12 protein-coding genes are annotated in these 12,676 nt (G+C 49.0%); 5 read left to right on the top strand and 7 right to left on the bottom strand.

Going from position 1 to position 12,676, the window contains the following annotated elements:
• The gene (gene choV, locus QUF18_RS08080; protein ID WP_289386552.1) at positions 1-1,038 is read left to right on the top strand and encodes a choline ABC transporter ATP-binding protein; all 1,038 of its coding nucleotides are present in this window, start codon (positions 1-3) and stop codon (positions 1,036-1,038) included.
• A gap of 170 nt (positions 1,039-1,208) precedes the next feature.
• Here choV and QUF18_RS08075 read toward each other — a convergent pair whose 3' ends face one another.
• The 5 genes from QUF18_RS08075 to QUF18_RS08055 form a co-directional block, all read right to left on the bottom strand.
• Positions 1,209-2,051, bottom strand: coding sequence for a dipeptide ABC transporter ATP-binding protein (locus QUF18_RS08075; protein WP_289386551.1), 843 nt, complete (start codon positions 2,049-2,051; stop codon positions 1,209-1,211).
• Positions 2,048-2,902, bottom strand: a complete 855-nt coding sequence (locus QUF18_RS08070; protein ID WP_289386550.1) for an ABC transporter ATP-binding protein — start codon at positions 2,900-2,902, stop codon at positions 2,048-2,050. The genes QUF18_RS08075 and QUF18_RS08070 overlap by 4 nt, the downstream gene beginning before the upstream one ends.
• A gap of 2 nt (positions 2,903-2,904) precedes the next feature.
• On the bottom strand, positions 2,905-3,813 hold the full coding sequence (locus QUF18_RS08065) for an ABC transporter permease subunit (protein ID WP_289386549.1): 909 nt from the start codon (positions 3,811-3,813) through the stop codon (positions 2,905-2,907).
• 8 nt (positions 3,814-3,821) lie between these two features.
• On the bottom strand, positions 3,822-4,829 hold the full coding sequence (locus QUF18_RS08060; protein WP_289386548.1) for an ABC transporter permease subunit: 1,008 nt from the start codon (positions 4,827-4,829) through the stop codon (positions 3,822-3,824).
• Between the two features lie 62 nt (positions 4,830-4,891).
• A complete protein-coding gene (locus QUF18_RS08055) occupies positions 4,892-6,499 on the bottom strand; it encodes an ABC transporter substrate-binding protein (RefSeq protein ID WP_289386547.1) in 1,608 nt (535 codons plus the stop codon).
• 344 nt (positions 6,500-6,843) lie between these two features.
• Between QUF18_RS08055 and QUF18_RS08050 the strand changes: the two genes are divergently transcribed.
• The 3 genes from QUF18_RS08050 (at position 6,844) to QUF18_RS08040 (ending at position 8,977) form a co-directional block, all read left to right on the top strand.
• Complete coding sequence (locus QUF18_RS08050) at positions 6,844-7,341, top strand: HugZ family pyridoxamine 5'-phosphate oxidase (protein ID WP_289386546.1); 498 nt, start codon at positions 6,844-6,846, stop codon at positions 7,339-7,341.
• Positions 7,342-7,805: 464 nt separating this feature from the next.
• Positions 7,806-8,141: an ArsR/SmtB family transcription factor gene (locus tag QUF18_RS08045; RefSeq protein WP_113944628.1), complete on the top strand. Its 336-nt coding sequence runs from the start codon at positions 7,806-7,808 to the stop codon at positions 8,139-8,141.
• Positions 8,142-8,149: 8 nt separating this feature from the next.
• Positions 8,150-8,977 carry a TrmH family RNA methyltransferase gene (locus QUF18_RS08040; RefSeq protein ID WP_289386545.1) on the top strand — a complete coding sequence of 276 codons (828 nt, stop codon included), beginning with the start codon at positions 8,150-8,152 and terminating at the stop codon, positions 8,975-8,977.
• Between the two features lie 747 nt (positions 8,978-9,724).
• On the opposite strand, the gene mnmA is transcribed toward QUF18_RS08040, so the two are convergent.
• A complete protein-coding gene (gene mnmA, locus QUF18_RS08035) occupies positions 9,725-10,936 on the bottom strand; it encodes a tRNA 2-thiouridine(34) synthase MnmA (RefSeq protein ID WP_289386544.1) in 1,212 nt (403 codons plus the stop codon).
• A gap of 308 nt (positions 10,937-11,244) precedes the next feature.
• Between mnmA and sciP the strand changes: the two genes are divergently transcribed.
• Entirely contained in the window at positions 11,245-11,520 is a 276-nt protein-coding gene (sciP, locus tag QUF18_RS08030; RefSeq protein ID WP_075655983.1) for a CtrA inhibitor SciP, read from the top strand.
• A gap of 540 nt (positions 11,521-12,060) precedes the next feature.
• Here sciP and QUF18_RS08025 read toward each other — a convergent pair.
• The gene (locus QUF18_RS08025) at positions 12,061-12,447 is read right to left on the bottom strand and encodes a flagellar export protein FliJ (RefSeq protein WP_289386543.1); all 387 of its coding nucleotides are present in this window, start codon (positions 12,445-12,447) and stop codon (positions 12,061-12,063) included.
• Between the last annotated feature and the right edge of the window lie 229 nt (positions 12,448-12,676).

Genomic DNA, 12,676 nt, shown 5'->3' with positions numbered 1-12,676 from the left:
ATGGCTTCAATCAGCCTTCAAAATATCAGTATTGTTTTTGGCAATAAGACAGATCGCGCGCTTGATCTTGCCGATCAGGGCTTTAGCCGCACGGAAATTCAGGAAGAAACCGGACATATCCTTGGCGTTCATAATTGTTCACTGGATATTCGTGAGGGCGAGCTGCTCGTTCTGATGGGGCTGTCCGGCTCCGGCAAATCCACGCTGCTCCGTGCCATCAACCGCCTCACTCCGATCAGCCGTGGCTGTGTCACTGTCTATCACGACAATCAGGCCTTTAATGTCACAGATGCCGGCGCGAAAGATTTGCGCTATCTGCGTACCCATCTGATCTCAATGGTGTTCCAGCAATTCGGCCTGCTGCCATGGCGCACGGTGGCCGATAATGTCGGCTTCGGCTTGGAAATTGCAGGCCTTAAAAAGCAGAACCGCACAGAGGCAGTCGCGCATCAGTTGGAACTCGTTGGTTTACAGGACTGGGCAACACGCAAAGTCGGTGAACTCTCCGGCGGCATGCAGCAGCGTGTCGGCCTTGCCCGAGCCTTTGCCACCGGCGCACCAATCCTATTGATGGACGAGCCCTTTTCCGCTCTTGATCCGCTGATCCGCGCACGTTTGCAGGATGAATTGCTGCATTTGCAGGACCATCTGAAAAAGACTATCGTTTTTGTCAGCCATGATCTGGATGAAGCGATGAAGCTCGGCAACCGCATCGCAATCATGGAAGGTGGCCGTATCATTCAGTGCGGCAATGGTCAGGATATTCTCAGCAAACCAGCCAATGACTATGTCGCCGATTTCGTCGCGAATATGAATCCGCTCAGCGTTCTGCTGGCAGCCGATATTATGTCAGCACTTGACCGCAGTGCACCGCCGCGTCCTTTTGCGGCGACCGCCAAGCCAGACACACCTATTCAGGATATTATGCAGGCGATGGTGCGTAATAATGGTGATGTCGGCGTGGTGCATAATGGCGCAATTGTCGGCAAAATCTCTGCAGATGACGTAGTGCGGAGCCTTACCCGCCATCAGAGATAAATCTTAAACTTCAATAAAAACGCCGCGCTGAGCAATCAGCGCGGCGTTTCTATTTTCTAATCAGCTTTATTAGAGCACATTTCGATCTGATTGGATCAGATTAGCGCTCTAATCATTTGCTTTAACGCGCATCTTATCCGAAAACCGTTTCACACTTTTCGGGATGCGCTCTAAGCAGCAGAGCGTTTTTTCGCACGTTCTGCAACACGCTGACGAATGCTTTCAACATCCGAGCGTGGTGTGGCCGCAAACAGCTTCTTGGTATAGTCGTGGCGCGGATGATTAAACACTTCATCACGCGTGCCGTATTCAACCACCTCACCGTAATACATCACCATCACTTCATCAGCGATATAACGCACCACGGACAGATCATGACTGATGAAGACATAGGTCAGATCAAACTCTTCCTGCAAATCAGCAAGAAGATTGAGCACCTGCGCCTGTACCGACAAATCAAGCGCCGATACCGGCTCGTCCAGCACCAGCAAACGCGGGCTGAGCATCAAAGCACGGGCAATTGCAATGCGCTGACGCTGACCACCGGAGAACATATGCGGATACCGATTGAAATGCTCACGGCCAAGACCGACCTTGAGCAACATCTGCATCGCTTTTTCCTGACGCTCTTTTGCTGACATATTGGTATTCAGCAAAAGCGGTTCAGCCAGCACGTCACCAATTTTTTGACGTGGATTGAGCGAACCATAAGGGTTCTGAAACACGATCTGCACGCGCTGGCGCATTTCACGAGTCAGGCCATCAGTCGCAATATTGACCGGATGCCCGTCGATCAGCAATTCACCGGATGTCTGCGGATCAATCAAAGTCAGGATGCGGGCAAGCGTTGACTTGCCGCAACCGCTCTCACCAACAATCGCCAGCGTCTTGCCCTTCTCAACCGAAAAGCTGACATTCTTCACCGCATGGACAGTCTTTGCTTTGGAAAACAAACCACCGCCACTGTGATAATCCCGCACGATATTACGGGCTTCAAGAACGATCTCACTCATAGGGCAGCTCCTGACGGTGCGGCATTCTGCAAAACAAAATCCGAAACCGTTGGCAAACGGTCACCGGTTGCATTTTCCGGCAAGGCTGAAAGCAGCGCTTTGGTATAGGGATTTTGCGGGTTCTCAAACAGCGAGAGAACATCCGCATCTTCCATTTTATGGCCTTTATACTGCACGATCACACGATCTGCGGTTTCCGCCACAACACCCATATCATGGGTAATCATCAGCAGTCCCATACCGTGTTCTTCCTGCAACCGCATCAGCAGATCGAGAATCTGCTTCTGAATGGTCACATCAAGCGCTGTCGTTGGCTCATCTGCAATCAGCAGCTTCGGATTGCAGGCAATCGCAATTGCAATCATCACACGCTGGCATTGGCCGCCGGACATCTGATGCGGATAGCTGCCGAGACGATCTCCCGCATCGCGGATACCGACCAGCTCCAGCAATTCAATGGCGCGGGCACGGCGCTGCGCTTTGCCCATTCCAAGATGGAAGCGCAAAACTTCCTCAAGCTGAAAACCAACGGTGAAGCACGGATTGAGACTGGCAATCGGCTCCTGAAAAATCATCGAAATTTCGCGACCGATAATAGCCCGACGGTCTTTATCGCTCATGTTGAGCAGGTCACGACCATCAAACTCCATCTTATCAGCAGTAACGGTCGCCGTTTTAGGCAACAGCCCCATCACTGCCAGCATGCCAACTGATTTTCCGGAACCGGATTCACCAACGATTGCCAGCACTTCACCTGCATCGACAGAAATATCGATGCCGTCTACCGCTTTGAAAGCACCGGTTGATGTATCAAAGGCAACCGTAAGGTTTTTAATTTCCAAAAGAGCCATTTTCAGCTCCTCTTCAGTTTTGGATCAAGCGCATCGCGCATACCGTCACCCACCAGATTAATGGCAAGAACAGTAATCAGAATGGCAAGACCCGGGAAAGTCACAACCCACCATGCACGAGTGATAAATTCACGCGCTTCCGCAAGCATTGTACCCCATTCCGGTGTCGGCGGCTGTGCGCCCATACCGAGGAAGCCCAAAGCTGCTGCATCAAGGATCGCATTAGAGAAGGACAAAGTGCCCTGCACAATCAGCGGTGCCATGCAATTCGGCAGAATGGTTTTGAACATCAAACGCAGGCGACTGGCACCAGCCAGTCGGGCCGCAATCACATATTCACGGTTCTTTTCTGCCATAACGGCTGCACGGGTCAGACGTGCAAAATGCGGTTGCAACACCAAAGCAATCGCGATCATCGCATTCATCAGGCCAGGCCCGAGAATAGCCACCAGAACCAGCGCAAGAATAAGCGACGGAAAGGACAGAATGATATCCATCACGCGCATAATGACTGTATCAACCACACCGCCGAAGAAACCGGCAACCAGGCCGACCGTCACACCGGAAACCAGCGACAGCACCACCACAACCAGACCGATAAACAGTGAATATTGCGAGCCATAAATCAGTCGCGACAACACATCGCGGCCAACCGCATCGGTACCAAGAAGATAGGCAGCTTTGCCGCCCTCCTGCCAGACCGGCGGGGTTAGCAATGCATCTCGATATTGCTGTGTTGGATCATGCGGCGCAATCAAGGGTGCCAAAACAGCCACTAGAAACAGTGTTACAAAGACGAACAGACCGATAACCGCACCACGGTTAACACTGAAATAATACCAGAAATCTGCAAGCTGGCGTCGGAACGACACATCAACCGGCTTTTCCATTGGTAGCGTAGAATTACTCATTGGAAACCTCACTTATGCCGGATGCGCGGGTTGATCAGGCCGTAAAGCAAATCAACAACCAGATTAACAACCATCACAAGGATCGCGATCAGGAGCAAACCGCCCTGAACTGACGGATAGTCACGACGGAAAATACTGTCGATCATCCATTTGCCGACCCCCGGCCAGGAGAAAATAGTTTCAGTCAGGATAGCACCGCCAAGCGAAACACCGACCTGCAAACCAATCGTGGTCACAACCGGTATCAACGCATTGCGCAGCGCATGCAGACCGATAACGCGACGCTGGCCGAGACCTTTGGCTCGTGCTGTACGAACATAATCTTCACCAAGCACTTCCAGCATTGCCGAACGGGTCTGGCGTGCAATCACCGCCATCGGAATTGTCGCCAGAACAACAGTCGGCAAGATCAGATGCGAGACTGCTGAGGCAAACGCGCCTTTCTGTCCGGATAAAAGGCTGTCAATCAGCATGAAGCCTGTAACCGGAGGGAAGAAATACATCAGCGAAATACGCCCCGATACCGGTGTCCACTGTAGTATACCTGAAAACAGGATAATCAGCAGCAAGCCCCACCAGAAAATTGGCATCGAATAGCCAACAAGAGCAACGCCCATGGAGGTCTGATCAAACCAGGAACCGCGCTTGACAGCGGCGATCACACCGGCCGGAATACCGATCAGCACAGCCAGAAGAATAGCACAAGACGCCAGCTCAACTGTCGCCGGAAACAAGGTCATAAATTCGGTAATCACCGGTTTTTTGGTGACCATAGACATGCCGAAATCGCCGTGCAGCAAATTCCAGATATAGTCCAGATATTGTTGCCACATCGGCCTGTCAAAACCGAACTGTTTCATCAGCTCCGCATGTCGCTCCGGCGATACGCCGCGCTCCCCCGCCATCAGCAGAACCGGATCACCCGGCAGAACGCGCACAAAACCGAAAGCAAGAATAGTGATGCCGAAAAACGTCGGTACCAGATAGGCAATTTTGCTTAAAATGAATCGTATCATGAATATAGCAAGACCGGGCGCTGAAATATTTCACTCAGCGCCCGGTCATTCTCCCTTAAATATTACTCGGAAATATCAACACCGTCGAAACGGTAATCACCGAGCGGGCTCATCTTAAAGCCCGTAACCTTAGCGGACATAGGCACATAAACAGTGGAATGTGCCAGTGTATTCCAAGGAGCCTGTTTCTTGAACTCTACCTGTGCTTCTTCATAAAGCTTGGTACGTTCATCTTTATCCGAAGTGATCTTCGCTTTGTTGATCAGATCATCAAATGGCTTGTAGCACCACTGCGCACGGTTGTTGTTGCCAACACCTACGCAGGACAGCAAGACGCTGAGGAAGTTGTCCGGATCACCATTGTCACCGGTCCAGCCCATGATAACAGCACCATCACGGTCTTTTTCCGATGATTTTTTCAGATATTCGCCCCATTCCATGGATACGATTTCTGCTTTAACGCCAACTTTTTCCCAATCAGCCTGAATAAGCTCCGCTGTACGGCGGGCATTCGGCATATAAGGACGGGAAACAGGCATCGCCCAGAGCTTCATGCTCAGGCCTTTAACACCAGCGTCCTCGAGAGCCTTCTTAGCGGCGTCCGGATCATACTTGTCGTCTTCAACGGCGTTGTTATAGCTCCACATTGTCGGTGGAATCGGGTTTTTAGCAACCTGGCCAGAGCCCTGGAACACCGCATCAATAATTGCCTGCTTGTTCACAGCCTGATTGAGTGCCTTACGCACTTCAGGCTTGTCAAACGGAGCGGTCAAGGTGTTGTAAGCCAGATAAGCAACGTTCAGACCGGCCTGTTGATCAACTTTAAGGTTTTTGTCTTCCTGAAGGCCTTTAATATCGGCAGGAGCCGGATAGGACATCAGGTGACATTCGCCAGCCTTCAGCTTCTGTGCACGCACAGCAGCATCAGTCGTGATCGCGAAAACCAGATCATCAATCTTCTGTTTTTCACCCCAGAAATCCGGATTAGCTTTATAACGGATAACCGCGTCTTTCTGATAAGCAACGAAAGTAAACGGACCGGTACCCACTGGGAACTGGTTCAGGTTTTCTTTTTTGCCATCAGCTTCAAGCTTGTCCGCGTACTCTTTCGACATGATCGAAACGAACGGCATCGCAATATTAGCGATAAACGGTGCTTCAGGACGGGTCAGAACAAATTTAACTGTGTGATCGTCGACCTTAACAACGTCTTTGATCAGTACGCCCATATCCATACTGTCAAAATACTCGTAGGAAATACCTGCAGTATATTCATGCCATGGATTATCTTTGTTGCGCTGACGATCAAACGAGAACAGCACGTCATCCGCATTAAACTCGCGGGTTGGTGTAAAGAAATCCGTTGTCTGGAACTTTACGCCCTGACGCAGATGGAATGTATATTCCAAACCATCCTCGGAAACTTCCCATTTCTCTGCGAGACCTGGCTCAACATTGGTTGTGCCATTTTCGAACTCAACAAGACGGTTATAAACCGGATGCGCAGCCGCATCAAAAGTATCACCACCAGTATAAGGTGCCGGATCAAAACCCTCCGGCGATGCCGGCGAGCAATAAACCAGTGTCTTGGCGGATGCGGCGCCTGAGTAACCGGCCATCATGGCAGCAGTCAGCGCAGTCGCAGCAAGAAGTTTAGTGTGAAATTTCATTATAGGCCTCCACCCGATAACAAGCTGCAACGCCTCACGTCGCAGTCTGAACGGTAAAGAAGCATTGTGTGTGGTAAAAAGGCAAGTTTATTTTACGTCTAGGTCAACGCCTTGAAATTTAAATCCCTTCTAAACGATTAGCATACAGTAACATATATTTGATATTTAAAAGAAATTTTGTAATTTGAACCGTTTCAAAATCATGAGCATAACGGTACGATTTTATGCTTTAATAGCCCATGCAGCAGCATTTTGCATGATGCAAGACCAGAATCGCATAAGCGTACTCCGCGTTACGCAAGTCATTGACAGATCACAATAAGATAGAAATTTGAGGCAGGATTATGAGTGAAAAGAAAGATGTTATTCAACAGACCACCGATGAAGCACGCGATCTGGCTTTACGGCTGATGACCGATGCGACTTATGGATCGCTTGCCGTGCTCGATCCCGCCTCCGGCCGTCCGAGCGTTACCCGTGTCGCTATCACCACAGATACAGATAATACGCCCCTGCTTTTGGCCTCCGGTCTTGCGACCCACACACCTGCGCTCGACGCCAATCCTGTCTGCTCACTTTTGCTGGGTGAACCGGCAGATAAAGGCGATCCGCTGGTACATCCGCGTATTACACTCGCTTGTGTGGCTGAGAAATTTACGCGCGATCGCGAAGGCTACCAGCGTCTGCGCGATTTATTCTTGCAAAAGCGTCCTAAAGTTAAACTCTACATTGACCTCGGCGATTTTGTGATTTTCCGCCTCAACATTGAAAGCGCCGGCCTGAATGGCGGCTTTGGTAAAGCGTTCCATTTGAAACCGGAAGATATTTTACACGCTCATTAAGCGCTTCATCATCCGCATAAGCCGGAATAAGTTAAAGCTTCTCGTCCCTCTCCCGTCCGCAGTCGTGATTTACTTGTAGTAAAAGCTACTGCGGATGGGTTTAAGGCCGCTCATGAATAACACCAGCGGTAATTCACAGAAATGTGTTCTCACAAAAACTATATGCCGATGCCATGCATTTCCACAGGGGAAATATTTCCGGCCTATGTTTAAGAATTATTTATAATACAAATTTAGTCACATTTCGAATGAAAACGGCATTTTATCGTTTTCGAACATGCTCGGCACTGAAAATTAAAGGTGTTTTTTCCGGTCGCTGATCCAGTGCCGGAAAGAGTAATTATTCTGAGACTTTTAAAATAATTCTTGCAAATATTAATTCTATTGGTAGTTGTAATAGTGCGCTGATATTTTTCTTATAAGCGTATCATCAAAATTGCTGTCATACGGGGGTAGGACTGCACATGAAACATGACAACATATACGCAAATCTTGTTGATAATGCAGATCAGGCCGCTGACTTTCTGTCAGCGCTTGCAAACAACAAAAGATTGCTGATCCTTTGTAAGTTGTTGCACAATGAAATGTCTGTCGGAAGTCTTGCGAAAGCAATTGACTTAAGTCAGTCAGCATTGTCTCAGCATCTTGCCAAGCTGCGTGCGCTTAATCTTGTTTCAACAAGACGCGATGCTCAGACAATCTATTACGTTGTTTCATCACCGCATATTGAACTGGTACTATCAACACTGGGCGGTCTTTATCTGGAACGCAGTGAAAGACGACGGGAAGCATTCGCTTAACTGAACGGATGAACGATCAGACTGTGAATAATTCCGTAATATTTATCAATGACTTAGAAGATAAGCGCCTCGGCGCTTATCTCAATATTAAAGAAAGAGATCTGACAGGACGTCAGTCTCGCTTTATCGCAGAAGGCAAAGTTGTTTTACGCGTTCTGCTTAATTCCGCACAGTTTGAAGCGGAATCTCTTCTTATTTCTGAAAATAAACTGGCCGGCCTTCAGGATATTTTATCGATATGTCCAGCACATACTCCCATCTATGCGGTCTCCGCAGCAGATATGGATCAGATTGCCGGATTTCACGTTCATCGCGGTATTCTTGCCGTTGGCATTCGAAAAAATCCAAATAATATCAGTGAATTAATTGATAATCTGCCAGAAGACGCACAGATGCTTATTCTTTGCGGCATATCCAATCATGACAATATTGGCTCGATTTTTCGAAATGCTGCTGCCTTTGAGGCCGCATGTGTACTGCTGGATGAAACCTGCTGTGATCCGCTCTATCGCAAAGCAATCCGGGTTTCGGTCGGTGCTACTTTGCAGGTGCCATATGCCCATTCCGGCAAGATTGATGATATTGTGAAGACTGTCGCAGAGGCCGGAGTTAACCTCATAGCCCTGTCTCCGCAAAGCACGCAATCACTCTACGATATGCCCGTAAACGGTCGCACAGCGCTACTGCTGGGCACAGAGGGCGAAGGATTACCAAACCATCTTCTCTCCTCACTACAGACAGCGCGTATTCCTATGTCGCGCCAGTTTGACAGCCTGAATGTTGCAACAGCTTCCGGCATTGCACTGTCTTGCCTGAGCCGCTCCAGCTTTCTGTAAATCTTAGACTGAAAACGGCACTGCACTGAAAAACAAGGCCAGTTTAGCCCGAATATCAGCTTCTGCCTGAGCCAAAATACGCATCATTATAAAAGATCAAAAAGCAAAACTTACGTCTCAAAATTTTGCCATAACAATCTTAGGTTGCATGACAATGACCGTATATAAAAATTTCAGCTTTCGTAAATATATGAATTTCAATACTCTTTTTTCATAAATTCCGTCACCTCAATTTTATTGATGAGACATATAAATTTTGCGAATAACGGCTTCAGCCTCAGGTGTTATAAATGCGCTGTTTTCGCCATGCAGAAACAACCCAAAACACTCACAGACAGAACAGCTTTTTTAGTCTGCACAATAAATCGACTGAACACTGACAGATTGGCGACTAAAGCAGCTCTGCGAGTAGCCATACAATGGCGATCAATCCGACCTACCATCGGCTACGCTTTCAACGCTGCAGCCAGCCGGACAGGCAACTGTGAGCCACTATTCTCTACTTGATACCGGTTGAGGGTTATCAGAGCGCCACGTACCCGACTTTGCACACACAGGTCGCTCTGCCTCTTTCACATGCCCCTCAAACAGCCAAACTCTAACAATGCCGTATCTAATGGTTTTAGGGAGTTTGACAGTTGACCATATCTGCTTGCCAAATGATCCCTATTTCAAAAAGCACAAAGCAAAACAGCCTTAATCCACTGGATTAGGGCTGTTCAAGCATTTCAGATTATTCAGACTGTATCAGGCAGCAGAAATCGACTTTGATGTCGCGGCTGCGCCACTCCCTGTCAGTTCACGCAGCATTTTTTCAGCTTCAGGCGCGCGTTCTGAGCGGGCAATGAAACCACCGCCAAACACACGAGCCGTATTGCTGTCATCGGAATAGAGCACACAGGCCTGTCCCGGAGCGATACCGCTTTCGCCGTCGATCAGCTCCACCCAGGTCTGTCCGTCTGCATGATGCAGCACAGCAGGCTTTGGCGGACGCGTTGAGCGAACCTTGGCAAAAACTTCAACACCTTCTGCAGGCAGATCATCAAGCGAACCATCGCCCAGCCAGTTCACATCACGCAAGAATACTTTATGCGTTTCAAGCGCTTCACGTGGGCCAACAATAACGCGCGCATGGGCAGCGTCCAGATGCACCACATAAAGCGGTTCACCGGTAGCAATGCCGATCCCGCGACGCTGACCAACGGTATAATGAACAATACCTTCATGATCGCCGAGAACACGGCCGTCAATATGCACGATATGACCACGTGTTGCGGCTTCCGGCTTCAAACGGGAAATAATGTCGGAATATTTGCCCTGCGGAACAAAACAGATGTCCTGACTGTCCTGTTTCTTGGCAACAGTCAGTCCCATTTCCTCAGCCATTTCGCGAACCTGCGCTTTTGGCAGATTGCCCAGCGGGAAACGCAGATAATCGATCTGCTCCTGCGTAGTGGCAAAAAGGAAGTAGCTCTGATCGCGATCCGCATCAACAGGACGGAATAAAGCTCTGTGGTCGCCGTTCTCGCCGCTGCGGATATAGTGACCGGTCGCAAGTGCCGCCGCGCCCAGATCGCGCGCTGTGGCCAGCAGATCAGCAAATTTTACTGTCTGGTTACAGGCAACACATGGAATCGGCGTTTCACCGCTCACATAGCTATTGGCAAAAGGATTAATAACGGCTTCGCGGAAGCGTGCTTCATAATCCAGGACGTAATGCGGGATGCCCAAGCTTTCAGAAACACGGCGCGCATCTTCGATGTCCTGTCCTGCACAGCAGGAACCGGCACGGTGCACGGCAGCGCCATGATCATACAGCTGAAGGGTTACGCCAACAACATCATAGCCTTCACGTTTAAGAATACCGGCAACGACCGAAGAATCAACGCCCCCAGACATTGCAACAACAATGCGTGTATCTTCCGGTTTACCCGGTAAATCGAGGCTGTTCAGTTTCATGATTGGATCCATATCCGGGCAATAACCCGATATCTTGCTTCAAATTCTCCCCTTATATAGGCCATTCTGAACCGCCTTGCCAAGATGCCGCAGCTTAAACGCGTTTTTTTAATATTTTTTTTTGACACGAAAACACGTGAAAAACGCTTAAAACGACCAAAATATGGCGTTTTCAAGCTTCTTCTGCTTAATGATTAATAAAAATTATTATTTATTACCAGAGCCTTACCGAGTGCTTAGCTCTTTTTTAAAGCTGTGACGCTATCGTGAAGCGTGATTAGGTCCTTGAGTGTTGTGTAGAGAGTACAATGACCGATCTGGTAAGACCACGAGTAAAGTACGTCATCGGTCCGGATGGAAGTCCGCTCACCGTTGCAGACCTCCCGCCGTCAAATACACGGCGCTGGGTTATCCGCCGCAAGGCTGAAGTTGTTGCTGCTGTTCGCGGCGGCCTCCTCAGCCTAGAGGAAGCCTGTCAGCGTTATACGCTGACAGTCGAAGAGTTTCTGTCTTGGCAGTTGTCCATCGACGAGCATGGTCTCGCCGGTTTGCGGACAACCCGCATACAACAATACAGACACTAAGCTTCCCCCTCTTGGGTTTGAGGGACGGCGTGATCAGAAAACTGAATTTGCCGCGCTGCGGCAGGTTCTAAACACAAAAAGCCGGAGAGCCATGCTCTCCGGCTTTGTTGTTTTTAAAGCACGCTCTAAGCCCAAGGCAGCTCAAGATGCTAACGCATCACACTTTGAAAAGGTTCAATCGCCACAAAGGTTTAACCAAATTCCAACCTCATTGAGCCATATCCAAACCTACAGAACAAAAAATGCATAATTCCTTAGACCATCGGGTTTAAGGAATTATGCATTGTAAACTGTGCCTGTTCATACCAAGCGAGGCAGAACTGGTTAGATTTTGGTTATGATGAGACGAAAATGGTGAGTTTTGAGAACCGGAGCGGAATGTACCCTGCATAATCCTTTCATCTGCTGATGAAAGATAAGATTATGCAGTCTTGAGATCACGGCAACCTTTGCACGTCCTATTGGACGTGCGGTGCCGTGTGTACATGAGCACCGGAAGCGCAAAAAGTCGCCATTTGCAGGCCATCAGAGCCGAAATCTTTAGCCGATCATGACGCGACGATCATAGACAGGAGCCTCTTCAATCTCTTTGATCTTGCCGTCCCGGGTTTCGAGAGCTTCGGCGCGGGCGAGATTAGCTTCGGCTTCCAGCAGGTCTGCTTCGGCAGCATCTTTCTGAGACATCAGATCGCGGATCGAATCAAAAAGATTATCGCGACGCTGACGCGCGGCTTTGGCAAAGGTCGGATAAGCAAAATGGGTTATATCCGTAATACCTGCTTTGCGCTCTTCTGACTGGATCTGCGCATCAAGCTCACCGGCCATACGCTCGAACTCACCCATCATCAGATCAAGCTGACCAATTTGCCGGCGCTTTTCTTTAACCTGAAACAGTTTCAGCCGGACAAGACTTTCACGTGGCTTCATACGCATTACTCCTTGAACACCAACTTCACAGGCAGCTTTTGACGATTTTCCGCCTGCGACCACCCCATCACGCAAAGAAACTTCTTAATTTTGAAACAAAAAATTAAGATTTCGGGCTTTTGGTAACCATTCCTTTACGTACAGCGTTAATCATAGCGGTTAGGACTTAAGGCTAGGTAAATTCGCTGTGTTTTTTCAGCAACAATGAAAAAATGAATCTGCTGAATCA

The sequence above is a fragment of the Pseudochrobactrum kiredjianiae genome, assembly GCF_030362795.1.
GTDB lineage: Bacteria > Pseudomonadota > Alphaproteobacteria > Rhizobiales > Rhizobiaceae > Pseudochrobactrum > Pseudochrobactrum kiredjianiae.
Note: the sequence above shows the minus strand (reverse complement) of the source record. Positions and strands in the feature narration are given on the sequence as shown.

Bases quoted from the DNA above. Each gene is read 5' to 3' on its own strand.
- choV (WP_289386552.1), top strand. From the start codon at position 1: ATGGCTTCAATCAGCCTTCAAAATATCAGTATTGTTTTTGGCAATAAG.
- QUF18_RS08075 (WP_289386551.1), bottom strand. From the start codon at position 2,051: ATGAGTGAGATCGTTCTTGAAGCCCGTAATATCGTGCGGGATTATCAC.
- QUF18_RS08070 (WP_289386550.1), bottom strand. From the start codon at position 2,902: ATGGCTCTTTTGGAAATTAAAAACCTTACGGTTGCCTTTGATACATCA.
- QUF18_RS08065 (WP_289386549.1), bottom strand. From the start codon at position 3,813: ATGAGTAATTCTACGCTACCAATGGAAAAGCCGGTTGATGTGTCGTTC.
- QUF18_RS08060 (WP_289386548.1), bottom strand. From the start codon at position 4,829: ATGATACGATTCATTTTAAGCAAAATTGCCTATCTGGTACCGACGTTT.
- QUF18_RS08055 (WP_289386547.1), bottom strand. From the start codon at position 6,499: ATGAAATTTCACACTAAACTTCTTGCTGCGACTGCGCTGACTGCTGCC.
- QUF18_RS08050 (WP_289386546.1), top strand. From the start codon at position 6,844: ATGAGTGAAAAGAAAGATGTTATTCAACAGACCACCGATGAAGCACGC.
- QUF18_RS08045 (WP_113944628.1), top strand. From the start codon at position 7,806: ATGAAACATGACAACATATACGCAAATCTTGTTGATAATGCAGATCAG.
- QUF18_RS08040 (WP_289386545.1), top strand. From the start codon at position 8,150: ATGAACGATCAGACTGTGAATAATTCCGTAATATTTATCAATGACTTA.
- mnmA (WP_289386544.1), bottom strand. From the start codon at position 10,936: ATGAAACTGAACAGCCTCGATTTACCGGGTAAACCGGAAGATACACGC.
- sciP (WP_075655983.1), top strand. From the start codon at position 11,245: ATGACCGATCTGGTAAGACCACGAGTAAAGTACGTCATCGGTCCGGAT.
- QUF18_RS08025 (WP_289386543.1), bottom strand. From the start codon at position 12,447: ATGAAGCCACGTGAAAGTCTTGTCCGGCTGAAACTGTTTCAGGTTAAA.